The organism is Curtobacterium sp. MCPF17_050 (assembly GCF_003224435.2).
In the GTDB taxonomy this organism is placed as follows: domain Bacteria; phylum Actinomycetota; class Actinomycetes; order Actinomycetales; family Microbacteriaceae; genus Curtobacterium.
Window position 1 is genome coordinate 230,618 of record NZ_CP126250.1, and the last position, 23,685, is coordinate 254,302.

Genomic DNA, 23,685 nt, shown 5'->3' on the forward strand with positions numbered 1-23,685 from the left:
CGGGAGGATCGAGGTGCGGACAGGACGTCCGCACCCCCGGACGCCTCGGCCACGACCTGACCGTGCTCGTCCCGGACACGGAGGGCACGATGCTCGAGGACACCAGCGCCGACACGATGGCCGCAGCTGCGGCCGCGGCGACCCTGCACCTGCGGATCAGGATCGTCGGTGCGACCGTCGACCTGCTCCGTGACGTCCCCTTCCACGAGGCGCGACCCGAGCACGTCGCCGAGCGGCTCGACATCAGCACGTCCGAGCTGCACCAGCACTTCCCGTCGTGGGACGGCCTCGTCCTGGCCGCCCTCGACCGGTGGAACGGCGCGCGGATGGACGAGGTGACGCGCGAGGTCGGTGACGGCAGCACCGTCGAACTCCTGCGCGCCATCGTCGCCTCGAACGCCGAGGACCCCGCGCTCATGCGGTTGCTCGTCGCCCTGCTCAGCGTGGCGGGCAACCCGGAGCACCCGATGTCGAGCTACCTCCGCTCGCGTTACCAGCTGTTCTTCGCGCAGGTGAAGCGCGGCCTGGAGCACGACATCGCCCTCGGCCGTGCGCCGCACACGATGGACCCCCGCCGCGGTGCTGAGCAGCTCATCGCCCTGTACGAGGGGCTGCAGCTGCAGGCGCTCCTGCGCAGCGAGCTCGACCTCGTCGCGGCCTTCGACCGCGCGGTGGCGCGGCTCGAGCGCGGCTGGATGGAGCGGTACGAGGCGCAGGCACAGCGGCGGCTGTCGACCTGGTCCGACGTGTCCTGGTCGGACGACGAGAACTGGTCGGCCTGACGCTCGTCGCCGACGTCCGGCGCTGACACGGCGCCGGCTGGCCGCTGACCGCATCCGCTGGGTCGGTGCCGAGGGAGCTCCGGGTAGGCCGGGAGGCCCAACGGAAGGAACCGATCGTGGCAGCACCGAACCCCATCCAGATCCAGAAGTACCTGAGCGGCATCGACTACCCCGCCTCGAAGGACGACGTCGTGTCGACCGCCGAGAAGGAGAGCGCCCCCGACGACGTGCTCGAGGCGCTCCGTGCGATCCCGGACGGTCAGTACGACGGCCCCACGGACGTGTCCAAGGCCGTCTCGGACGCGAACTAGCGCGCCACCGCCGGGCCCGCAGGGGCAGCATCCGCGCTGAGCGACAGCGCACGTGGGATCGACCCCGTGCGGTGTCGCTCAGTGCGAACGGCGGGCAGTGTGTGCGGGCGCGGGCGTCGGACACGTCACCATCGCGGGACGGACCCGTTCCCGGGGTCGTAGCCGGAGTCACGGATGACCGGCAGCGCGGTGGTGTCGCTGTGCACCGAGTGCACATGGATGCGGCGGCCGCGACGCAGGGCGCGACGGGCCCCCGGTGTCGCGAAGAGCCCGCCGAGCACGAGCCCCGCGCCGATGGCGAGCGCCACGGTCACCGCCGACCCGAAGTCGAGCACCGAGCTGGACGACCCGCTCATCACGTTGAGCAGGGCGTTCGACACCGCGACACCGGGCAGGAGCGCGCCGCAGAAGGCCGGCACCGCGATCGCCGCGACGGCCGTCCGCATCCGCACCGCGGCGTACGTCGAGAGCACGCCGAGCAGCACCGAGGCCAGGAAGGTCGCCCCGAGCAGCGGGAGCCCGAACGCCTTGAGCTGCCAGAGCGCCGCCCCCGCCGCCACGGAGAGCACCACCGCGACCGGGATCACGCGGGCGCTCGCCTGCTGCACGAAGCAGTTCGCCCCGGCCGAGACCACGGTCAGGGACAGGGACGCCCACAGCGGCAGGGCCTGCGTGACGATGCCGGACGGGTCGACCTCGAGCCGCAGCCAGTGCGTCATCGCGATGCCCGCCGGCACCCCGACGACGATCGCCGCGATGAGCATCCCGATCGTGAAGGCCCGGGCCACCGCCATCGCCCGGAACCCGGAGATCGCGTCCTGCGCCCACGTGACGAGTTGCACGTGCGGGAGCAGGAGCACCACGAGGGCGGCCACCATCGTCGCCGCGCCGGTCGGGGTGAGCACGTCCGCCCAGATCGCGAGCGTGCCGATCACCGAGGCGACGGCACCCTGGGCACCGGAGACGAAGAACTGCGGGTAACCCCGTCCGGTCAGCCACCGCCCCGACACGATGATCCCGAGCATGAGGACGAAGGCCCCGACACCCGCCCGCCAGCCACCACCGGCCTGCATCGCGATCGAGGTGCCGAGCACGGAGAGCCCGACGTCGGCGAGCCACGTCGGCCACCGCGGCGGCATCCGGAGCACCGCGACGAGGGCGCTCACGGCGCTGGTCATGTCGCGGTCGTCGTGGATGACGTCGTCGACGATCTGGTTCGCCCACGCCAGCCGCGCCAGGTCCGCGCCGTCGGACCGGGTGCTGCGCACCTTGACGAGCGGCGGACCCTCCACGGGGGAGTACTGGATCGTCACCGCGCTGCCGGAGAAGTCGAGGTCGAGCGGCGCGAGGTTCCACTTCGTCGCGACCGCGATCACCGCCGTCTCGACGCTCCGGGTGTCGGCACCGGACGCGAGCATCACCTCGGCCAGGTCGAGACAGAAGTCGACGATCTGGCGGGCGGAGTACTGCTCCCGCAGCGACCTGGTGTCCGGCGCGACGTGCTCGTAGATGGTGCCGCGGAGCCGTGCGCGGATGTCCCGCATGTCGTGCTGCGCGACGCTCCGCGCCTTCGATCGCGGTCGGGGTGGACGGCCCGGCCGCGGGCCGGGCAGGAGCGGTTCGGCCATCAGACCATTGTGCATCCCACCCGTGGGGAGACGGACGGGAGGCTGTCCACCGGTCCGGTGGACAGCCTCCCGTCAGTGCGTTGCTCGGCGCTTACTGCTCGAACGTCGCGTGCAGCTCGATGTCGACGCCGGTGAGGGCCTTGCTGACCGGGCAGGTCGCCTTCGCCTCGTCGGCCGCCTTCAGGAAGGCCGCCTCGTCGATGCCGGAGACCTCGCCGGAGACGGTGAGGACGATCCCGGTGAGCTTGAAGCCGCCGGCCGAGTCCGGGCCGAGCGAGACGTCGGCCTTGACGTCGAGGGACTCGACGGTGCCGCCGGCCTCGCCGAGGATCGCCGAGAACTGCATCGCGTAGCAGGACGAGTGCGCTGCGGCGATGAGCTCCTCGGGGCTGGTGGTGCCGCCGGCCTCGTCAGCGGCGCGCTTCGGGAAGGACACGTCGTAGGTGCCGACCTTCGAGCTGGAGAGTTCGACCTGGCCGGAGCCGTCGTTCAGGCCGCCGTTCCAAGCAGTGCGTGCGGTGCGCGTGGGCATGGCCGCTCCTTTCGTCGGGGTGCGGGCCGGATGCGACCCTCGTGGCCGAGTCAACCGGAGAACGACCGTTCTCGCAACCGATGCACAGGCGGGACGCAGGATGCCACCGCTGCTCGTCCCACGGCCCCCGCACCCGCTCCGCCGAGATGGACGACAGGTGTAGCTTTGCGGCATGCGTGCAGTCGTGTTCGAGCAGTACCAGACGTTCCCCTCCCTCACCGAGGTCGAGAAGCCCACGCCCGGGCCCGGCGAGGTGCTCCTCAAGGTCGCCGGTGCCGGTGCGTGCCACTCCGACGTCGCCGTCTACCGCGAGTTCCAGGAGGGGCAGCCCGGCGCACAGCGGCCCGGGTTCGTCCTCGGGCACGAGAACTCCGGCTGGGTCGAGTCCGTCGGGGAGGGCGTCACCGGCTTCGCGGAGGGCGACGCGTACCTGGTCTACGGGCCGGTCGGCTGCGGGCACTGCCGGTACTGCTCGAAGGGGCAGGACACCTACTGCGAGAACGCCGCCACGAACCCGTACATGGCCATCGGCCTGGGGCGCGACGGCGGCATGGCGGAGTACGTGACCGTCCCCGCCCGCAACCTCGTGCCGCTCGGGGACGCCGACCCCGTCGCTGCCGCACCCCTGAGCGACGCGGCCCTCACGCCGTACCACGCCGTCAAGAACTCCCTGCCGAACCTGGCCGGCGGCGGCAAGTACGCGCTCGTCGTGGGCCTGGGCGGCCTCGGGCAGATCGCCGTCCAGATCCTCACCGCGCTGACCGGCGCGACCGTCATCGCGACGGACATGAAGGAGGACGCCATGGCGCGCGCTGCCGAGCGTGGCGCGATCACCGTCCCCGGCGGTCCCGACCAGGTCGCGCGGATCCGTGAGATCACCGGCGGCAAGGGCGTCGACGCGGCGTTCGACTTCGTCGGCGCGACCCCGACCATCAAGACCGCGCAGGCGTCGATGGCCGTCGGCGGGCGCTTCACCGTGGTCGGCATCGCCGGCGGCACCACCGAGTGGGACTTCTTCTCGACGCCGTACGAGTCGACGATCACGAACACCTACTGGGGCACCATCGAGGACCTGCACGACGTCGTCGCCATGTACCGCGCGGGGCAGATCGAGCCGGACGTCGAGCGGTACGCCCTCGCCGACGCGCTCGAGGCGTACCGCAAGCTCGAGGCCGGCGAGCTGTCCGGCCGCGCGGTGGTCGTCCCGACGCTCTGACCGATCGGGAAGGGCACCCGCCTCGGCTTGTAGAGCTGCCCCGGCGTCCCGCTGGGGGAGGACGTGCACTCCGGGGAGATGCTCTACGCATCGTGGGAGGACGTCACGATCGGTATCGCCGGCCCCCGCGTGGGGAAGACGACCGCACTGGTCGTCCCGGCGATTCTCGCCGCCCCCGGCGCCCTGTTGACGACGTCGAACAAGCCCGACACCGTCGAGACAACCCGGAAGCTGCGCGACGAGGTCGGCGCGACGTGGGTGTTCGACCCGCAGCAGGTCGTCGACGAGGAGCCCACCTGGTGGTGGAACCCGCTCTCCTACGTCACCGACGACACCACGGCCGCGAAGCTGGCCGGGCACTTCGCCTCCGGCTCCCGCGAGCCCGGCGACAAGGGCGATGCGTACTTCGACCCCGCCGGCAAGAACCTCCTCGCCGGCATGCTGCTCGCTGCCGCCCTCGACGGCCGCGCGATCACCGAAGTGTTCACGTGGCTGACCGACTCGCGCCCCAGAGCGGCAGCGAGCCCCCGTGAACGGCACGGCTCGGAAGATGGCGGGGTGCCTGCAGAACAGCCGCATCGGCCGGTGGGTGACGCCCGTCGGCGGAAACATGCGCGGCGACCGCCAACCGCAGTTCAACCCCGACGAGTTCGTGCGCGGCACCGACACCCTCTACTCACTCTCCAAGGAGGGTGAGGGCACGGCCGCGCCGCTGGTGACCGCGCTGACGGTCGCCGTCGTCGAGGTAGGCGAGCGCCTGGCGAAGACGCAGCCCGGCGGCCGCATGGCCACGCCGCTGCTGTGCATCCTCGACGAGGCCGCGAACGTGTGCCGGTGGAAGGACCTCCCGGACCTGTACTCGCACTACGGGTCGCGCGGGATCCCGATCATGTCGATCTTCCAGTCCTGGTCCCAGGGCGTCGACGTGTTCACCCCCGCCGGCATGCGGAAGCTGTTCAGCGCCGCCAATGAGGTCGTGTACCTCGGCGGTGTCAGGAGACCGAGTGGCTGCGCGAGCTGTCGGAGCTGATCGGCGACTACGACCACGAGACCATCTCGTACTCGATAAACAAGGGCGTCCGGTCGACGAGCGTGCAGAACACCCGCCGCCGCATCCTCGACCCGTCCGAACTCGCGGAACTGCCCCGGGGACGTGCGATTCTGCTCACATCGGGTCTGCGGTCCTCAATGATCAAGACGGCCCCCTGGTACGAAGGCACCGACGCCGAGAAGGTCCGCGCGTCGATCACCGCCTACGAGGACGCCGCCCGTGCCGAGCGCACGGCGTCGACGGCGTCGCTGGCGTCCTCGACGCCGGCAGAGAGCAACCCGTGGCTGAACGCCTCGACGGTGCAGCCGCTCGAGGGGGAGGAGGGCCGATGAGCGCCGTCGCGGAGTGGGATGGCCACGTTGACGACGTCGACGAGGTGCTCGAGGAGCCGGAGACGTTCTACGGCTCGGCCGACGAGTTCGTGCGGGAGTTCCTGATCGTCACTTACCGCCGCGAGGTCAGCCCCAAGGGCGACTTCCGGTGGGACCCCCGCTGGTGGATGCACCCGGAGGCCGTCGCCCGGCTCGACGCGCTCTGGCGCACCTGGGAACACTTCCGGAACGACGGAGCGACCGGGATGAGCGTGTGGTGGCGGGACCACGCCGATCATCACATGGGCGTGTTGCTGAGCTCTGCGGGGCCGTTCGCGAAGACGTCCGGGACGACGGAGCCGGGTGACCCGCTGCCCTATACGGCACCGCCGGCTGGGCTGTTCATCGACGTACGAACGGTTGCCGACTGATGCGCAGGGCAGGCATTCGCGACGTCCGCACACTTGTCGACGTGGTGGGTGACGCCTTCACCCGCAAGCGGGGAGGGTCGGCCGACCATCGTGACGTACGAAATCGTGCTGTCGTCACTTGGCTTGGAGAGCTCGCCGCGGTCATCGCCCGAGAGGCGTACGTCAACGATGATGGCGACGTCGTCGTGCACGTGGGTCGACGAGGCTGGCTGTGGTCCGCGCTGACACCGCTGATCATCATCGCGCTGATGGCGATCGTCCCCCTTGTCGTTGGAGCGATCACTTGGGCGGCGTTTTCACGTGTGCCGGCGCTAGCAGTCAGCAGCGTGCTGCTGATCGCGATCTACGGTGCAGTGGTTTGGTCTGCGCTCACAGCACGCCGTCAGGACAAACGTCGGGACCCAGAGGGTCCTCCAATACGGGAGACCGGCAAGAGGAAGGGACTGCCTCGCTCCTACTGGCTTGTCAGCGGACTTGCGACGCGGGACGAATCGAAGTCCAAGGCCTTCCCGCTCGTACGCTCGTGGCTCCCGACTGCCGTCCCGACAGGTGACACGGTCGCCGCCGCTGCGGGTTCAGAAGAACTCCGGAAGCTTTACCGTGCGTTGGGTTTCAAGCCTCTGCCCCGGACGGCTTGGGTGCTGTCGGGACGGCTTGGGTGCTGTCGAAAAAGAACCTTCCGCCACTCAAGGCTGACGACGCGGACGTCCGCTCGTAAATGCGTCGGATGCCGCTGGTGGTTCGCCGCAATCGTCGCTGCCATCGGTGTGGCGTCGACAGGCATCAGCCACGCCCGGAAGCACCGTGCTCGTGCGTATGCGGAGGGCGCTGAGCGGGCCGGTCGTCTCCTCGCATTGATGCGGGATATCGACCTCGGCGGCAGCGATCCGACGCTCGATGTTGTTTCGCCCCCGGTCTGATGGAGGCTGGACCTGCCCGGATCGGCTGCGGGGGGACAAGGCGTACTCGTCCCGCGCGATCCGGCAGCACCTGCGCAGCCGTGGCATCGAATCGGTCATCCCGGAATCGCGCGACCAGCAGGGCCACCGACGGCGACGCGGATCCAGAGGCGGCCGCCCTGCGACTTACGACCCCGTCGACTACAAGCAACGCAAGGTCATCGAGTGCGGCTTCTGCCGCCTGAAGCAGTGGCGGGGCTTTCGACCAGGTACGACAGACTCGCGATCGTCTACCGCGCCGCCGTCGTCCTCGACGCCGTTATCGCTTGGCTACGCCACTTACCAGACACGCCCTAGATGTGATGTGCTGTCCGGCCAGGGCGCAGGAGGCAGTGATCCTCGTCTCCCGAGGACGACACCGACTGCTCGTGAGAAGACGAAGGGCCCGGAGCGCAACGCGTCCGGGCCCTGTTCAACCAATCACGGCGATTCGTTACTGCTGCGCGACTGGCACGGCTTCTGCTGACGCCAGCTCTCCGTCGGATCCTCGCTTGGAGCGGGCGACTTCGTCTGGCGTCTTGAGGAACGGCGTCAGGACGGCGCTCAGGATGTAGAGCCCGGCGTAGATGCCGAGGACTCCTCCGGCTCCGAGCGATTCGTAGAAGAGGCCCGCGATGGCGGGAGCCACGAAGGTCGACAGCCCGGCTCCGAGGTTCAGGATGCTCATCGATGCGCCCTTGTTGTCGGGAGCGAGGAGCGGGAACAGTGCCGAGAGCGGGACGTACCCGGCCATGGTGACGCCGCAGAGGCAGAGCACGAGGGTCATGAGGGTGACGTTGTGGCCGATGACCTGCGGGGTGAAGAACAGGACGACGAGGACGACGGCGTAGGCGACACCACCGACCCATCCGATGGTGCGGCGCCAGCCGATCTTGTCACCGACGTACCCGAAGAACAGGTTGGCGAAGATCGCAACGGTGAAGACGAGCGACCACATCTGCAGCCACTGTGTGGTGGTGTAGCCGAAGGTGGCGAGGTAGAGCGGCATGAACACGGGCAGGCCGTACTGGGCGATCCCGTTGATCGTCTTGACGACCAGGCCGGCGGAGACACGGGGACGGCCGAGGAGGGTGACTGCCTTCGACAGTTCCTTCGCGCTGAACGGGTGCAGTTCGGATTTCGGGATCGTCGCCTTGTTGACGAACACACCGATGATCGTGCCGATGACGACGAAGGCCAGGCCAGTCCAGAGGACGGCGATGTGGCCGAGGATCGGGAGCACGATGGATGAGTAGAACGGTCCGACGACGCTGAGGCCGAGGGAGAACATGAACCAGAACCAGCCGGCGGCCATGCCACGGCGCTCCAACGGGGCGCTGTAGTTGATCCAGGTGAGGAACGAGAACGCGAACAGCGGGTAGCCCAGCCCGCGGATCGCGTAACAGACCAGCATGACCGGCCAGTCGAGCGCGGCGACTCCGTATCCGATGAACCCGACGCTGCCGACGACGAAGGCGCCGGTGGCGATGAGCATGACCTTGCGGGGGCCGAGCGTCTGCACGAGGACACCGGAGAGCCAGGCTGCGATCGCGACGGTGATGCCGTACACGGTGATCAGGAGCGCGGTGTCGGGCACGGCGACTCCGCGGGAGACGAGCCACGGGGAGATCCAGCCTTGTTCGACCCCGTCGCCGATCATGAAGAACACGAGGCCGATGTAGCCCCAGATGAGGTTGCTCGGCAGACCGATACGGTCCAGTACACGGTTCACGTGAGAACCGACCTTTCAATTCACGTCATTGGGAAAGTGTGTGCAGGTGCACGCCTTCGGCGTGTGACGGGCCGACCGGCTGAAGTCCGCCACCGGTCGGCCCGGGTGTTCAGCGCGTCAGTTCGGCGGCGTACTTGGCTGCGCCGATGCCGAGGAGCTCGTTCCGGAGCTGCTGCGCGGCGATGCCGTCCTGCGACCGGATCACGTCCGTGATGCGGTCGACGCCGACGGCCTTGACCTTCTCGAAGAACAGCTCGACGGTGGCGCGGTTGGTCTCCGCCTCGTCCTGCGCGTCCTCCCGGATCGGGAAGGTGTCGAAGTAGATGACGCCATCCCACTCGTAGCGGAGGAGGAAGTAGATCATCTCCATCGTCTCGAACGGGTGGATCGAGCCGATCATCAGGCCGTCGTCGTGGGCGTTGTTGCCGTCGTTGAGGTGGATGCCGAACAGCTTGCCGTCCTCGAGCAGGAGCGAGGCACCGAAGCCGGGCTGGTCGCCGGCCATGAGCATGTGCGCGAAGTCGAGCGTCGCGCCGAGGTTGGGTCGGTCGATCCGCTTGATGATGTCGAGGGTCTGGCCGAAGCTGTTGATCATCGAGTGCACGCGCTCTTCGTAGGGCTTGTACTCGATGCTGATGCGAAAGTCGGGGCGGTAGTCGGCGAGTTCCTGGAACGCCTCGACGATGCGCTGCAGGTCCTTGGCGTAGTCCTTCTGGAACGTGAAGTCATAGCCGTCGAAGCCGAGCCAGACGGTGAGCAGGTCGCTGCCGCAGGTGGCAGACGCGTCGATGGCTGCCTTCGCGAGGTCGATCGCAGCCCGACGGATCGTTTCGTCCGGGTTGCTGAACTCGCCCGCGACGAACTGCTTCCGGAACCGGGTCGCGGTCCCGTTGAGGGTCAGGCCGAGTTCATCGAGCAGCGCATTCATGGCGGCAGGGTGGAGGTTCTCGAAGTGCTCGGGGTAGTTGAGGTCGACGTAGTCGATGGCGTCGGTCGCGGCGACGCGGCGGAGGGCGGCGGACACGTCGCCGCCGCTGACGAATGAGTTGAGACGAGTAGCGAACTTCATGGCGGCGAACGTAACAGGGATGACAACCATGGTCAACTTTTTCCGTTATGCGTCATTGTTGACGCTGTTCGGTTGACAACAGTGGTCAGCGGCGTCGTATGCTCGACGGGCCGTCCTCGGCGCCGAGCGCAGCGGATGGCACGAACCAGCTGGCTTCGACCAGCGACACGACGAGGTGGAGGTCCCCATGGCGAGCGGTCACGTTCTGGTCATCGGCAGCGTGAACTACGACTACATCGTCACGCAGGACCGACTTCCACGCCGGGGCGAGACATACGTCGCATCGGATCTCCGTGGAGCCTTCGGCGGCAAGGGAGCAAACCAGGCGGTGCAGGCTGCTCGCCTGGGCTCGCAAGTGCGGTTCATCGGCTCGACTGGTGGTGATCAGCTCGGGCAGATCAGCCTCGACAACCTGCGGAGTCAGGGCGTCGAGTGCCACATGCGTCCGACCGATCTCGGCAACGGACTCGGCATCGTTCACGTTACCGGTGAAGGCGATGTCTACGCGACGATCTTCGAGGGTGCCAACGGTGCTGTCGACGCGGCGTGGGTCGAGGAGAACCGGGAGTTGTTCGCCGGCGCTGGTGCTGCGGTGATCCAGAACGAGATCCCCGCGGAGGCGAACGAGCGTGCCGTGCAACTCGCAGTGGCCGCAGGTACCCCCGTGATCTACAACGCAGCACCGGCTCGCCCGGTGCCGACCCGCGTGAGCCGTCAGTGCGCATGGTTCGTCGTCAACGAAGACGAGGCTGCCGCCTACATCGGCCGTGACCTCGGCGACGTCCACGACGACCGGGCCATGCGCGACGCTGTCGACCGGCTGCGCGACTACTGCTCCAGCGTCGTCCTCACCCTCGGAAGCCGAGGCTGCTATGTTGCGACCGGCGAGGACGTCGTCTTCATCGAAGCGATCCCGACCCACGCCGTCGACTCCACCGGCGCTGGAGACTCCTTCATTGGAGCCTTCGCCCACGCGCTCGTTGGCGGTGCCGACCCCTTTGCCGCGGCGGCAGACGCATCACGTGTCGCGTCGATCACCGTCGAAGGTCTCGGAGCACAGTCCAGCATGCCTACCCACGAGGTGCTCAGCCGTGAAGTCCTTTGAGCGACACCAGCTCATCCTCGACCAAGCATCATCCGGAGAACCGGTCACCATCGATGCGTTGATCGACGCCACCGGCGCATCACCATCGACAGTACGACGCGACATCAAAGCGCTCGAGGAAACCGGACGCATCGTCAGCCTCCGTGGAGGGGCGATCCGGCTCGAAGACGCAGCAACCGAAGTGCCCGTTGCCGCGAAGTCGTTGATCAACCCCGACGAGAAGCGTTCGATCGCAGAAGCGGCCGCCGCCCTCATCAGCGACGGGGACACGATCTACCTCGACTCAGGGACGACAGCGACAGAGGTCATGCGTGCACTGCACGGCATCACCGTGCACGTCATCACGTCGAACACACACGCACTCGCACTCCCCATCACGCCGACCGTGACGGTGACCGTCCTCGGCGGCGACCTCCTGCCCGACATCGGTTCCGTTGCCGGCCCGATCACAGACCGCGAACTCAACGACCTCTACTTCGACAAGGCCTTCATCGGCGTGACAGGCATCGACGCGGACGCCGGTGTCACCACCTTCGACATCCGTGAAGCGACGAAGAAGCGAGTCGTGCACGCACACAGCCGGCACACGTACGTCCTCGCGGACAGCAGCAAGTTCGACCACATCTCGCTCTGCCACGCGTTCCCCCTCGCCGATTGCACCGTCATCACCGACAAACAGGGAGACGTACTGTCCGCAGCAGGCGCTGCAGTCATCGCCACCTGACGCGGAAGGTCTCCGCACGTCAGACGCCTGCACTTGGCTGACCACGAGCGGGACCAACGCAGCGCCGAGCTCCGCTCTCGCGCTGCCGATCAGGAGACGACGCTTGCCCTCACGCTCCAGGCCGGGACGGTCACGATCCTCGCCACCATGCTGGCCCGCCTCCGAGCTGGATCTGCGGCGTCGCTTTGAGGCTCTGGGTGGACTGAGGTAGTTGCGTTCGCGATCGCAGCTCTTGTCCTGGCGGCCGTTGCGGCGGCGTTGGTCATGCCCTCAGTTCGGCACACGGTCATCGGATACCGGAATCGTCTCGGAGCAGTCGTATGGCTTGCTGCCCACGAGCAGGCGCTGACCGAGCATGTGCAGATCTAGCCGCTCATCCCGGCCGGCGGCAAGTCCATCGTCGTGCGCATGCGCCGCGACGCGCTCGGCGCTGGAAGCGGCTACAAACAAGCGCTTCGGAAGTCTGACGCGCTCAAGAAACCCGCGTAGTAGCGGGGCAGATCTCGGCGGAGCGCCTCGGCGATTCCAGTGGTCTACCTGTACCCGCGACGTGCGACCACGAAGACGTCGGCACCGGCGCCAAGCTCAAGCGTTCCCAGCACGATGTCGGGCTGATCGTGATGTAGCAACACGTCTAGACCCGAGACCAAATCTGTTGCACACCCACCGGAACCAGCCCTAGAACTACAGCTTCGAGCCCGTCCGCGACTGATGCGCTGGGGTATACCTCAGCGCCACATCTCCGAGCTTGAATATTCCTCGTTCCCGGTAGGCTGCCGCTGTGCCTCGCCCTCGGATCCGCCAGTCTCGCGCTCTAGCGATCACCCGCCGGACATTTCGCTTCTTATTCCCGAAACGAGGCTATGCGCCAGCCGCCATCGATCAATTGAAAACAGTACAACGTCAGACCGCCATAATCGAGAACGTGGGCGGTGGAAGCAGCTTTGCGATCCTGCCATTAATTGGCATACTCGGCTTCATCTTGAACATATTCGCCCGCACTCAAGGAAATACCAATCTTGCTATAGCGGTTGTCACACATCTTCCTATCGGGTCAATCGCCATGGTGATACTTCTCAACCTCATGGCGTTCCTACTTATCGCTTCAGTGAACGCGCTTGCTCAGCTATACGGTGAACCCGGCCACACTGCACGAGCGCATTACTTTTTCGGCTTGGCCCTTTTTACCTTGATTCTCATCGGCCTCAGCGCACTGTCGTGGCCACTATTTGTCATCCTTCTCGGCTCGGCTTATGTCTACTGGCGAAGCGAAAAAGTACAACTCCGCGTTCGCCTACTTTCAAGTAGGGCTTATTTGGTCGACAAGAGTCCTCCTGCCGACGAAGTACTTCGGGCCCTTTGGTTCGAGGGGCGTTGGGAGTTGCATCGGCGAGGTATTGCGGTAGAAGCAAATCCGCTTTTCCCCCTTACTGTGCCGAGGCCATTCAGAGCAAGGTCTGAACGTACGATTACGCAGGAAATTCAGGATCGACAGGACGCAATCGACGCCGCGCGAGGGAAGGGTGCGTTCGTGCGGCTTGTGACGGTGTTCGTGGTGACTATCAGCATCTTCAGCGGGCAGCTGTTATCTCAACCGATGAATTTTGCGGCTAAGGAACTTGTTACCACTGGCTCAAAAAGTCGCGTAGGTTTTGTAGTTGATACGACTTCAGGGATTTTGATAGTGGACGAACGGTTGCGTACAGGAATCTATGTCAGCAGGGACGATGTCGACCGGCGGCTAGTTTGCCCGAATGAGGCTTGGGCCCCGACTCTCCCCGCCCTCTTGAAGCGACACGCGGAGAAGAACGTCTGCGCCGCCTTCGGAACGAGATAGATCGGCAAGTATCGCCCAAACCAGTTCGGGGTCGGTGAGGAGAAAGCAGCCGCTTCAACTGCCGACGACGCGACGCGGTGGGGCTTGGATCAGATTTGGTTTTACTGGCGCATTCGCGTTTATCATCAAGTCTGACATAAGAGACCGCTATCGGCGGGGACAGCAATGGCCGGCCACCCGTGAGGTGGCCGGCCATCGTGCGCCTGAGGGAAGCGGTGTCAGTGGGCGGCGTCGTACGCGTCGCGAACAGCCTGGCTAATTCGGCCGCGAGAGGACACCTCGTGCCCGTTCGCTGCGGCCCACTCACGGATTTTGCCGAGCTCTTCGGAGTTGCCGCGCTTCGGGGCGGTGCCGGAGGAGGAACGGCCGGAGCGGTTGCTGGTCTTGCGGGCGGCGGCAATGTAGTCGGAGAGCGCTTCGCGGAGCTGGTCCGCGTTGTCGTCGGTGAGGTCGATCTCGTAGTTGGCGCCGTCGAAGCCGAAGGACACGGTGCGACCCTTGCCGTCTTCGATGTTTTCGCCGGTCAGGTCGTCGACGAGCTGCGTGGTGACTTTCTGCGCCATGGGTACTGCTGCCTTTCGTAGTGGGGGAAGTACACCTCTACTGTGACATATCCAGAGCAGATCGGGTCGAAGCAGGACCGATTGTCGGTGACACAAAGTGCTGGTGCAGAATGGTTACCGATGACTCAAACAGCACCAGTTCCGTCCGGGTACGCTATGGCCTTGGCAGAACTCAAGCGGCAAGTGAGGGAAGCGCGTTTCACTGCGCAGCGACGCGTCAACACTGAACTGGTGCGTCTGTACTGGGGGATCGGCTCCACGATCTTGCAGCGGCAGGAGCAGGAGGGGTGGGGGACCAACGTCATCGGTCGGCTCGCAGAAGATCTCCGTGCCGAGTTCCCGGAGATGAAGGGATTCTCGCGCGCCAACCTCTTCTACATGCGTCGCGTCGCCGCAGCGTGGCCAGACGAGGAAGCTGTCCAACAGCTTGTTGGACAACTTCCCTGGGGGCACATCACCGTCCTCCTCGACCGGCTCGACGAGGAGAAAATCCGCGAGTGGTACGCCGCACAGGCCGTGCATCACGGCTGGTCTCGGAACGTCCTCGAGTACCACATCCGTACTGACGCGCACGCACGGCTCGAAGTGGCGCCGTCGAACTTCGCTGCGACGTTACCGGCAGGGGAGTCGGACCTAGCGCAGCAGCTCACAAAGGATCCATACGTCCTGGACTTCCTCGCGCTCGAGGGCGATGCGAAGGAGCGGCAGCTTGAGCAGGCACTCGTCGATCGCATCATCGACACACTGCGCGAGCTGGGGGAGGGGTTCGCGTTCGTGGGCCGGCAGGTGCACTTCGATGTCGACGGGGACGACTTCTTCGTCGACCTTCTGTTCTTCCACGTCGAGCAGCTCCGGTACGTCGTTATCGAGTTGAAGACCGGGAAGTTCAAGCCCGAGTACCTCGGCCAACTCGGCTTCTACGTCGCCCTCGTCGACCACAAGCTCCGCCGTTCCCAGCATGCCGACACCGTCGGCTTGCTCCTCGTCGCAAACAAGAACGACGCCGTCGTCCGGTACTCACTCGGCGCGAACCAGACGCCGATCGGCGTCGCCAGCTACGACCTCCTCCCGCCAGCGGTGCAAGCAGCGCTGCCCTCGGAAGCGGACCTCGTGCAAGCCCTCGAGCAGCCAGCCACCGACTCCCCGCCGACATAACCGACGCCGCGGACGGACTCTGCTTGGCAAGCGTGTCTGTCCGGAGCTTCGCCAGCGCCGCGGCCTGCGCGGCGGCTGCCGTTTAGTTGAGCGTCACGTCAGAAGAAGCGGCGGGAACTTCGCCCGCCCTCGTGCACTGCGCTCAGCATCAGTGAACAGCGGCTTCTCGAGCCCGACGATTGCAGATAAGCAATCCGGCGCTATCGCTTGCAATCGGGCGCTGGTCCCTGTTCTTGGGCGAGTTGCGTGGTGGTGCACGCGCTAGCTTGCATCTCGCTGTCAGAGTGCTATCAGTGTGCTTGCATTGCCACGGTGCCCGGCCTGGACTCGAGCGCCCGTTGCGCGCTTACCGTGGCTGCTGTGGATGGGGTGACGGCTCGGGCAGCTCTCGTGCACGAACTCGACGTCATCGGAGGTGACCCGGCTGAGCGGTTTGACCGTGTTGCTCGGCTGACGCGAGACGTGTTCGGTGCGCCGATGGCGTTCTTGAACCTGATCGACGACGACACCGTCTACACGCTCACCCCGCAGACATCGACTGGTCCGCGGGAAATACCCGCGAGCGAGAGCTTCTGTGCGGAGACCGTGCTTCACGACGAGCCGACGTTGGTACCGGATGCTCGCGCTGATGACCGGTTCGCGGCGCTGCCGGTAGTGCAGACGCTCGGAGTGCGCTTCTACGCCGGCGCACCCGTCAGCGTGCGGGGCACCCGCGTCGGGTCGTTGTGCGTTGTGGACACGCATCCGCGGGTTCTGTCGGACAGTGATGTCGTCCTACTGCAAGACCTCGCGACGTGGGCGGGCCGGATCCTCGGCGATGACGGCAGCGACACTGGATCGGGAACCGAGATCAGCGTTCTCGCACCTGGTCCGCTTCAGCTTCCCGGCTACGACCTCCGCGCCGAAGTGATCCCGTTCAGTAGTGCCAGCGGCGACTTCTACGACTGGATACCCACGATCAATGGTGCCGCGATCACCCTCACCGATGTGATGGGCAAAGGCGTGGAGGCGGCCAAGCACGCCGCCTCCATCCGCGCGGCGTTCCGCGCCCAGGACCAGGAACGTCCCGCCGCCGACGTGATCAGTGCCACGGACCGAGAAATCGGCCCGGCGCTTGTGCGAGCGGATTCGTTCGCCACCGCGTTCCATGCGCACCTCGACACCGCCACAGGTTGGGTGGACTTCGGCGATGCCGGTCATGGCATCGCGATGCACCTCTCAGCGCACGGGCAACCGATACGGCTGCTTCGATCACGGGACCTCCCACTCGGGCTGCATCCCGGCGCGATGCGCCACTCCTCTGGATTCCTGGTCCTGCAACCCGGCGACGCGCTGATCGTCTGCAGCGACGGCGTCCTTGACCTGTTCGACGGGACACTCGCCTCGCTCGATCAACTCGCCGAGATGTACTGGGCTGCTCCGGACGACTTCCTTCCTCGAGTCCGTGCACTCGTTACCGAACGCAGCCCTGACGACGATGTCACCACCCTCGTTCTCGCGCGGCACTTGGCGCCAAAACAAGACGCGTTGAGCTGACAAGGACAACGAGGCATCTCGCGGCTGGTCGCGGGCATCGCGGTCAAACCCAGCGGCGTCATGCTGCTTTCCTGCCTGTCCTCGAGCGATCCTGACAATTTCTTGAGGACCTCTCGCGCGCTTGGCCGACGAGGCGTACCGTGCCGCTCAACCACTCTACGTGCGCAGCCGAGATCAGGAGGTGAGCGCATGGACGCGTCGATGCGTCGACCCCTGCGGGCAGTGATCCGGTGGGCCCTTCTGGGTTCCGGGATCGCTGCGGCGGTCGTGCTGCTCTCGCTGCTCCTGGGCGCCCGCCCGGCCGCAGCGGCGGAGGGCAAGCTCCTCGGGGTCTCGCCGAGTGGCGTCACGTCAAGTGTCGGTGGGGCCGTGCAGGGTGTCACGGGCGGTGTCGGCCAGGTGCTCGACAGCGCCGTCGCACCGGTCCGGAGCGTCGTCGCGCCAGCACCGGTAGCGCCCGCTCCGGCGGCTCCCGCGCCCGTCGTCGCCCCGGCGGCCCCCGCAGCGCCAGCCCCGGCGGCCCCCGTAGCACCCGCCCCGGTGACGGCGGCGCCCGCTCCTGCGGCGCCGGCCGCCGCCGCGCCGAGCCACCCGGCCCCCGCACAGCACGCGCCGACCCCGGCCCAGAGCGCTCCGACCCACAGCACGCCGTCGCAGAGCGGCCCGACCTCGAGCAGCCCGGCGCACAGCACGCCGACCCACTCCGCACCGGCGGCTCACGCCCCGGTGACGTCGAGCGCGACCCCCGCCGGCACGCACGCCCCGAATGGCACCCGCTCGACCACGTCGGTCACCGACGGCATCGTGGCGGCCGCGAGCGGAGCCTCCCGTCCGGTGACCGACACTGTCGGTGCGATCCTCAGCCCGGTGACCGACACCGCCTCCTCCGTCCTCGAGCCCGTGACGGGGGCCGTCGGGACCGTCGCCGACGGCGGGCCCGTCACCGCAGTGGTCGACACCGTCGACCGGGTGGTCGGGAGCCTCCCGGTCGTCGGTGCGCTCCTCGGCGACGACACGCTCGGTGGTATCACCGCCCCGGTGACCGGTGTCGTCGATGACACGCTCGGCACCGTCGGCGGCGTCGTGACGCAGATCCCCGGCGTCGTCGCCGAGCTGCCGACCGTCGTCGACCAAGTCCCAGGAGTCGTCGGCGGGCTTCCGACCGGTCCGGTCCTGCCCGGCGGGCCGCTCCTGCCGGGAGGCTCGCTCCCCGGCGTCGACGTCCCCTCGATTCCGGTGGTCCCCGGCTCTGGCACCGGTCCGGCCGCGGGTCCCGCGCCCGTCGCGACTACGAACCCGGGGGACCGGCCTGTCCGCACAACGGACGGCAGCACCGGCTCCGCCGCCGAGGCGCCTGCCGCGTCGGCCACCGCTGATGTGACGTCGACCCGCGGCACCTCCGGCCCCCGCACCGTCGCCCTCGGTCACGTCGCCACCGGCCCTGTTGCCGCCGCGACCGTCACGGACGCACCCGCCACGGTCACCGTCGACGGTGCGGCGCTCGTCCTCCCGCTCGGTGGCGCACCGGTGCACACGCCCTTCGACGGCGGCACCGCGGGCACCACGGGCGACAGCACCTCCGGCGGCTCCGCCGGCGCGAACATCCTCGGCACCGTCGGTGCCGAGGCTCTCACCTCCCCCCTCGCCGCGGGCCTCCGCGGCTCGGTCTCCGACGACGCCGTCCCGGCATCGCTCGTCGGCGACCACGACGTCGCTCCCGATTGAGATCGGCGCACCTGCCCGTCACGGCAGGACGCGCCTCCGACCGCCTCTGTGTGCGGTCGACCATCCATCTCGATCAGGAGTGAACGACCATGAACAAGAACGTCTCCCGAGGGCTGTGGTTCGCCCTCTGCGTGGGCGGGCTGACCTTCGGTGGAGCCGTCGCGGCGAACGCGGCGACGACCACCGGCGAGGACGGCACAGTCTCCGGAACCCAGATCGCGCCGACCGTCGACGCGCCCGTCTCCGTCACCCGCAACGCCTTCGGCATCGTCAGCGACGCGGTCTCCACCGCGGCCGCACCGGCAGCTCCGGCTCCGGCGGCACCTGCGCCCGCGGCACCGGCGCCCGCGGAACCAGCACCCGCAGCACCGGCACCTGCTCCCACCACGAGCGGGGCCGACGGCATCGCGTCCGGCACGCAGGTCGTGCCCGACGTCAGCGCTCCCGTCACGGTGACCGGCAACGCCGTCGGTGTCCTCGGGGACGCGGTGGCCGCACCGGCCCCCGCTGCTCCGGCTCCGGCTCCGGCTCCTGCGCCGGCCGCCCCTGCCCCTGCTCCGGCGGCAACCGCACCCACCACGTCCGGTGAGGACGGGCTGCTCTCCGGCACCCAGGTCGCCGGCGCGGTCGACGTGCCGGTCACGGCGACCGGCAACGCCGTCGGGGTCCTCGGTGACGCTGCCGCCACCGGTTCGACCTCCGGGTCGGCTCCGGCCGCTCCGGCAGATCCGGCCGGTGACACCACGAGCGGCTCGACCTCCGGGGAGGACGGCGTGCTCTCGGGCACCCAGGTCCTGCCGGACATCACGGTCCCCGTCACGGTCTCGGGCAACGGGATCGGCGTGCTCGGAGACGGATCGGCCACCGGGACCTCCGCGGCCCCGGCAGCTCCGACCGGTGGCACGACGAGCGGCTCGACCTCCGGGTCGGACGGGATCATCTCCGGCACGCAGTTGCTCGGGACCGTCTCGGTCCCGATCACGGTGACGGGCAACGGGATCGGTGTCCTCGGCGACGGATCGAGCTCGGCCACGGGCTCGACCCCGACGGGCGGTACGACCGGCACGGGTACGACGCCAGCTGCCGGTGGCACCACCTCCGGTGAGGACGGCATCGGTTCCGGCACCCAAGTGTCACCGGTGGTCTCCGTCCCGGTGACGGTCGGTGGCAACGGGATCGGTGTCATCGGTGACGGCACGACCACCGGGGGCGACACGACCGGTTCGACCCCGACGGCCGACACGGGTACGACCCCGGCTGCCGGTGGCACGACCTCGGGTGAGGACGGCATCGGTTCCGGCACCCAAGTGTCACCGGTGGTCTCCGTCCCGGTGACGGTCGGTGGCAACGGGATCGGTGTCATCGGTGACGGCACGACCACCGGGGGCGGCACGACGGGTTCGACCCCGGCCGCCGGCACGGGTACGACGCCGGCTGCCGGTGGTACCACGTCCGGTGAGGACGGCATCGGCTCCGGCACCCAGGTGTCGCCCGTGGTGAACGTCCCGGTCACCGTCGGTGGCAATGGCATCGGCATCGTCGGAGACGGCACCAGCACCGGCGGCACCACGACCGGCACGGCCCCCACCACCGGCACCGCCCCGACGGCCGGTGGCACGACCTCGGGCGAAGACGGCATTGCCTCCGGCACCCAGGTCACCCCGGTGGCCTCGATCCCAGTCACGATCGGTGGCAACGGGATCGGCATCGTCGGAGGCGGCACCAGCACCGGCGGCACCACCACCGGCACGACCCCCACCACCGGTACGGGCACCGCTCCGGCGGCCGGTGGCACCACCTCCGGCGAGGACGGCATCGGCTCCGGCACCCAAGTCACCCCGGTCGTCTCGATCCCGGTGACGGTCGGTGGCAACGGCATCGGAGTCATCGGTGACGGCACCAGCACCGGTGGCACCGCCACCGGTACCACCCCCACGACCGGCACCGCCCCGGCCGCTGGTGGCACCACCTCGGGTGATGGCGGTGTCGGCTCCGGGACGCAGATCATCCCCGTCGTGAACATCCCGATCACGGTCGGTAACAACGGCATCGGCATCATCGGAGACGGCACCACGACCCCGGCCACCGGCACCACGCCCGGAACCACGCCGGGTACCGACCCCGGAACCACGCCGGGTACCGACCCCGGAACCACGCCGGGTACCGACCCCGGCACCACCCCGGGTACCGACCCCGGCACCACGCCCGGCACCACCCCGGGTACCGACCCCGGCACCACGCCCGGCACCACCCCGGGTACCGACCCCGGCACCACGCCGGGCACCATCCCGGGCTCGACGCCGAACACCGGGACCACTCCCGGTGACACGGGCAACACCCCCGACGCCGGTACGACCCCGGTCGTCGAAACCATCCCGAACACCGGCACCACGCCGCTCGTCGACACCGACACAGCCCCGGTCGTTACGGCAGACGTAGTCCGGTCGACCCCGACCCTCGTGTCCTCCGCTCCGGCAGCAGCTGCAGCGACCGGGGCAGAGGCGACGGCGAACACCGCCGGCACCCTCGCCTACACGGGCGCGGGCAACCCGGCGTCCCCGGCACTGGCAGCGGTCCTGCTGCTGCTCGCCGGACTCGGGACACTGACCCTGCGACGCCGTCACTGAAGGGCAACCATAGAGAACAGGGCGCGGAGCACCGGGAGACCGGTGCTCCGCACCCGCCTGCCCGAACAGGTCAGCGCGACCACCGGCCTCGAGAAGTTTGAGGCGCCTTTGGGGGCAGCAAGAAACTTGCGCTGGCCTCAAAGGGTGACGGCACCGGCTCAATCAGTTGAGTGCTGCTCCTCCGATGAGCCGGAGATGCGCCGATAATGGATGTTATGTCAGAGCAGTTGAGGCTGATGAAGGCAAGCTCGCTTTCTACCTCGTCCGACTACTTTCCTCTCTTTCCCGCGGCTGCCACCGAAAGCGGAGATGTGTTCACGGCCCCCGGCGAGTACGACCAGCGGCCGGAGCCCCGGTCCACCGACGACGGGGAGATGCGAATCGCACCACTGTTGCCGCCCTGGTTGCAGATGACGAGACTGATCTGACGTCGGTGGGACGGTCGACTGCAGTCGCCGGGTCAGGGCGCCCCTGGCCCCGCCGCTCACACGGACTGGACACGGCCTCGAGGTCCGGCCCAGCCTCGAACTCAGCGCCCCGCCGCGTACCCCTGCGCCCCGCGGGGGTTCGCCGCAGCACCGAGGACCCCGGTCGACGGGTCCCGGGTGACGCAGCACAGCCGACCCAGGCTCCAGTCGCCGGCGCGCGTGACCACGTGCCCGCGCGCCTCCAGGCCGGCGACCACGTCGTCACCGAGCCGGTCCTCGACCACCAGGCCCGCCGGCTCCCACGTCCGCGGCCAAAACGACCCGGGGAACGACGTCGTGTGCAGGGCCGGGGCGTCGATCGCCTGCTGCGGCGTGTACCCACCGACGATGCAGCGCAACAGGAACAGCAGCTGCCACTGGTCCTGCTGGTCGCCACCGGGCGAGCCGAGGGCGGCGACGGGGACACCGTCGCGGAGGACGAGCGTCGGCGTGAGCGTCGTGCGGGGGCGCTCGCCGGGGCGCAGGGTGGACGCGGTGCCCTCCTCGAGCCACGTCATCTGCAGCCGCGTGCCGAGGCAGAACCCGAGCTCCGGGATGGTCGGCGACGACTGCAGCCAGCCGCCGGAGGGCGTCGCGCTGACGATGTTGCCCCAGCGGTCGACGACGTCGATGTGGCACGTGTCCCCGCGGGTGTCGCCGTCGGGCGCGACGAACGGTTCGCCGCGGTCCTCCACCGGTACCTCGGCACGCTCGTCCACCGGGCCGCGCCGGGCGCCGGGCACGGTGGGCTCGCCGACCCCGGCCGCGCCGGTCACGTCGTACGAGGTGCGGAGCGGCGGCAGGACCGGCTCGACGCCCGGCACGGAGCCGGGACGGAACGCGTCCGATGCGGTGTCCCCGATGAGCGCCCGACGCTCGGCCACAGCGGCGTCGGCGAGCAGGACGTCGAGCGGGACCGTGCCGTCGCCGTAGTACGCGTCGCGGTCCGCCATCGCGAGCTTCAGCGCCTCCACGATCGTGTGGGCGCCGAGCTCGGTGGACGGGTCCAGGCGCTCGTCGTCGAGGGGCTCGAGCATCCGCAGGGTCTGCAGGAGCGCCGGACCCTGCCCCCACGGACCGGTCTTCGCGATCGTGTGGCCGCGGAACGTCGCCGTCGTCGCCGGCTCGGTGGTCGCCCGGAACGCGGCGAGGTCACCGGCGCGGATGACGCCGGCGTGGTCGGTGCCGGACGAGTGCCGGTGCGGCTGCCGGACGAACGCGTCGATCGTGGTCGCGACGAACCCCTCGGCCCACTCCCGACGGGCGGCGTCGATCCGGGAGGCCCGTCCACCGTCTGCCTCGTCCCCCGCGTCGACGAGGCGGTCGAACACCGCGGCGAGCGGCTCGTTGCGCACGACGTCCCCGGTGACGGGAGGCGCGCCTCCCGGCAGCCACCGCTCGGCGGAGGTCGGCCAGTGGACGCGGAACAGGTCGGCGACCGCGCCGATCGTCCGGACCACGCCCGCGCTGACCGGGTGGCCGTCGCGGGCGTACCCGATCGCCGGGGCCAGCACGTCGGCGAGTTCCCACGTGCCGTGGTCCCGCAGCAGCAGGAGCCAGGCGTCCACCGCGCCGGGGACGGCCGCGGCGAGCGCGCCGGCGCCCGGCACGAGGTCGAGTCCCTCGGCGCGGAAGTGCTCGGGGGTGGCCGCTGCCGGGGCGGGTCCCTGGCCGACGAGGACCACGGGCGCGGGATCGGCCGCCGTGGCGAACACGGCGGTCAGGTCACCGCCCGGGCCGTTCAGGTGCGGCTCGACCACGTGCAGGACGAAGGCCCCGGCGACGGCGGCGTCGAACGCGTTCCCGCCGCGCTCCAGGACGGACTGGGCGGTGGCCGTGGCGATCCAGTGCGTCGACGCCGTCATGCCGAACGTGCCCTGCAGGTCGGGTCGCGTCCGGTCGGCCGACGGTCGGACGAAGGCGGGGTTCGGCTGGGGGAACATGC

Annotated in this window: 20 protein-coding genes and 2 pseudogenes; 16 read left to right on the plus strand and 6 right to left on the minus strand. The window is 68.6% G+C overall.

The annotated features are described in order from the left end of the window. Window positions 1–62: 62 nt before the first annotated feature. Window positions 63–782, plus strand: coding sequence for a TetR/AcrR family transcriptional regulator (locus DEJ34_RS01145; protein WP_110825592.1), 720 nt, complete (start codon window positions 63–65; stop codon window positions 780–782). 116 nt (window positions 783–898) lie between these two features. Further along, window positions 899–1,093: a DUF2795 domain-containing protein gene (locus DEJ34_RS01150; RefSeq protein ID WP_110825591.1), complete on the plus strand. Its 195-nt coding sequence runs from the start codon at window positions 899–901 to the stop codon at window positions 1,091–1,093. 125 nt (window positions 1,094–1,218) lie between these two features. Here the strand turns inward: DEJ34_RS01150 and DEJ34_RS01155 are convergent, their stop codons facing one another. Both DEJ34_RS01155 and DEJ34_RS01160 read right to left on the minus strand, forming a co-directional pair. Further along, window positions 1,219–2,721: a threonine/serine exporter family protein gene (locus tag DEJ34_RS01155; protein ID WP_110891226.1), complete on the minus strand. Its 1,503-nt coding sequence runs from the start codon at window positions 2,719–2,721 to the stop codon at window positions 1,219–1,221. Window positions 2,722–2,812: 91 nt separating this feature from the next. After that, on the minus strand, window positions 2,813–3,253 hold the full coding sequence (locus DEJ34_RS01160; protein ID WP_110825588.1) for an OsmC family peroxiredoxin: 441 nt from the start codon (window positions 3,251–3,253) through the stop codon (window positions 2,813–2,815). A gap of 172 nt (window positions 3,254–3,425) precedes the next feature. On the opposite strand from DEJ34_RS01160, the gene DEJ34_RS01165 reads away from it, so the two are divergent. The 7 genes and pseudogenes from DEJ34_RS01165 to DEJ34_RS01185 form a co-directional block, all read left to right on the plus strand. Further along, a complete protein-coding gene (locus tag DEJ34_RS01165; RefSeq protein ID WP_110910687.1) occupies window positions 3,426–4,469 on the plus strand; it encodes an NAD(P)-dependent alcohol dehydrogenase in 1,044 nt (347 codons plus the stop codon). Between the two features lie 63 nt (window positions 4,470–4,532). Then, window positions 4,533–5,165: a type IV secretory system conjugative DNA transfer family protein gene (locus tag DEJ34_RS15650; RefSeq protein ID WP_349775006.1), complete on the plus strand. Its 633-nt coding sequence runs from the start codon at window positions 4,533–4,535 to the stop codon at window positions 5,163–5,165. Between the two features lie 88 nt (window positions 5,166–5,253). Next, window positions 5,254–5,651: pseudogene (locus DEJ34_RS15715) on the plus strand (TraG/TraD/VirD4 family protein); the annotation flags it as partial. A 6-nt stretch (window positions 5,652–5,657) separates the two neighbouring features. After that, the gene (locus DEJ34_RS15665; RefSeq protein WP_349775008.1) at window positions 5,658–5,852 is read left to right on the plus strand and encodes a hypothetical protein; all 195 of its coding nucleotides are present in this window, start codon (window positions 5,658–5,660) and stop codon (window positions 5,850–5,852) included. Then, on the plus strand, window positions 5,849–6,262 hold the full coding sequence (locus tag DEJ34_RS01175) for a DUF4913 domain-containing protein (RefSeq protein ID WP_110910686.1): 414 nt from the start codon (window positions 5,849–5,851) through the stop codon (window positions 6,260–6,262). The genes DEJ34_RS15665 and DEJ34_RS01175 overlap by 4 nt, the downstream gene beginning before the upstream one ends. Then, the gene (locus DEJ34_RS01180) at window positions 6,262–7,182 is read left to right on the plus strand and encodes a hypothetical protein (protein WP_146236872.1); all 921 of its coding nucleotides are present in this window, start codon (window positions 6,262–6,264) and stop codon (window positions 7,180–7,182) included. Before DEJ34_RS01175 ends, DEJ34_RS01180 begins: the two co-directional genes overlap by 1 nt. Further along, a pseudogene (locus DEJ34_RS01185) lies at window positions 7,169–7,518 on the plus strand (transposase); the annotation flags it as partial. The gene DEJ34_RS01180 and the pseudogene DEJ34_RS01185, both read left to right, overlap by 14 nt. 136 nt (window positions 7,519–7,654) lie before the next feature. On the opposite strand, the gene DEJ34_RS01190 reads toward DEJ34_RS01185, so the two are convergent. Together DEJ34_RS01190 and DEJ34_RS01195 are read right to left on the minus strand one after the other, a co-directional pair. Then, window positions 7,655–8,932, minus strand: coding sequence for an MFS transporter (locus tag DEJ34_RS01190; protein ID WP_220032788.1), 1,278 nt, complete (start codon window positions 8,930–8,932; stop codon window positions 7,655–7,657). A gap of 109 nt (window positions 8,933–9,041) precedes the next feature. Beyond that, on the minus strand, window positions 9,042–10,001 hold the full coding sequence (locus DEJ34_RS01195) for a sugar phosphate isomerase/epimerase family protein (RefSeq protein WP_181422179.1): 960 nt from the start codon (window positions 9,999–10,001) through the stop codon (window positions 9,042–9,044). A 187-nt stretch (window positions 10,002–10,188) separates the two neighbouring features. Here DEJ34_RS01195 and DEJ34_RS01200 point away from each other — a divergent pair, with 187 nt between their 5' ends. From DEJ34_RS01200 to DEJ34_RS01210, 3 genes are all read left to right on the plus strand, one after another. Then, a complete protein-coding gene (locus tag DEJ34_RS01200) occupies window positions 10,189–11,106 on the plus strand; it encodes a ribokinase (protein WP_146236871.1) in 918 nt (305 codons plus the stop codon). Continuing rightward, window positions 11,093–11,830: a DeoR/GlpR family DNA-binding transcription regulator gene (locus tag DEJ34_RS01205; RefSeq protein WP_181422178.1), complete on the plus strand. Its 738-nt coding sequence runs from the start codon at window positions 11,093–11,095 to the stop codon at window positions 11,828–11,830. The genes DEJ34_RS01200 and DEJ34_RS01205 overlap by 14 nt, the downstream gene beginning before the upstream one ends. Window positions 11,831–12,611: 781 nt before the next feature. Continuing rightward, window positions 12,612–13,667 (plus strand): hypothetical protein, encoded by a 1,056-nt coding sequence (locus DEJ34_RS01210; RefSeq protein WP_146236869.1) that lies wholly within the window; start codon window positions 12,612–12,614, stop codon window positions 13,665–13,667. A gap of 218 nt (window positions 13,668–13,885) precedes the next feature. Here DEJ34_RS01210 and DEJ34_RS01215 read toward each other — a convergent pair whose 3' ends face one another. Continuing rightward, a complete protein-coding gene (locus DEJ34_RS01215; RefSeq protein ID WP_110910681.1) occupies window positions 13,886–14,230 on the minus strand; it encodes a histone-like nucleoid-structuring protein Lsr2 in 345 nt (114 codons plus the stop codon). A 156-nt stretch (window positions 14,231–14,386) separates the two neighbouring features. Between DEJ34_RS01215 and DEJ34_RS01220 the strand changes: the two genes are divergently transcribed. From DEJ34_RS01220 to DEJ34_RS01235, 4 genes are all read left to right on the plus strand, one after another. After that, window positions 14,387–15,385, plus strand: coding sequence for a PDDEXK nuclease domain-containing protein (locus tag DEJ34_RS01220; protein ID WP_258368180.1), 999 nt, complete (start codon window positions 14,387–14,389; stop codon window positions 15,383–15,385). Window positions 15,386–15,775: 390 nt separating this feature from the next. Beyond that, the gene (locus DEJ34_RS01225; protein ID WP_146236868.1) at window positions 15,776–16,921 is read left to right on the plus strand and encodes a GAF domain-containing SpoIIE family protein phosphatase; all 1,146 of its coding nucleotides are present in this window, start codon (window positions 15,776–15,778) and stop codon (window positions 16,919–16,921) included. Window positions 16,922–17,755: 834 nt separating this feature from the next. Continuing rightward, window positions 17,756–18,646, plus strand: coding sequence for a hypothetical protein (locus tag DEJ34_RS01230; protein WP_146236867.1), 891 nt, complete (start codon window positions 17,756–17,758; stop codon window positions 18,644–18,646). Window positions 18,647–18,735: 89 nt separating this feature from the next. Next, window positions 18,736–21,273, plus strand: coding sequence for a beta strand repeat-containing protein (locus DEJ34_RS01235; RefSeq protein WP_284180695.1), 2,538 nt, complete (start codon window positions 18,736–18,738; stop codon window positions 21,271–21,273). Window positions 21,274–21,802: 529 nt separating this feature from the next. On the opposite strand, the gene DEJ34_RS01240 is transcribed toward DEJ34_RS01235, so the two are convergent. Beyond that, a complete protein-coding gene (locus DEJ34_RS01240) occupies window positions 21,803–23,683 on the minus strand; it encodes a gamma-glutamyltransferase (RefSeq protein WP_110910676.1) in 1,881 nt (626 codons plus the stop codon). Between the last annotated feature and the right edge of the window lie 2 nt (window positions 23,684–23,685).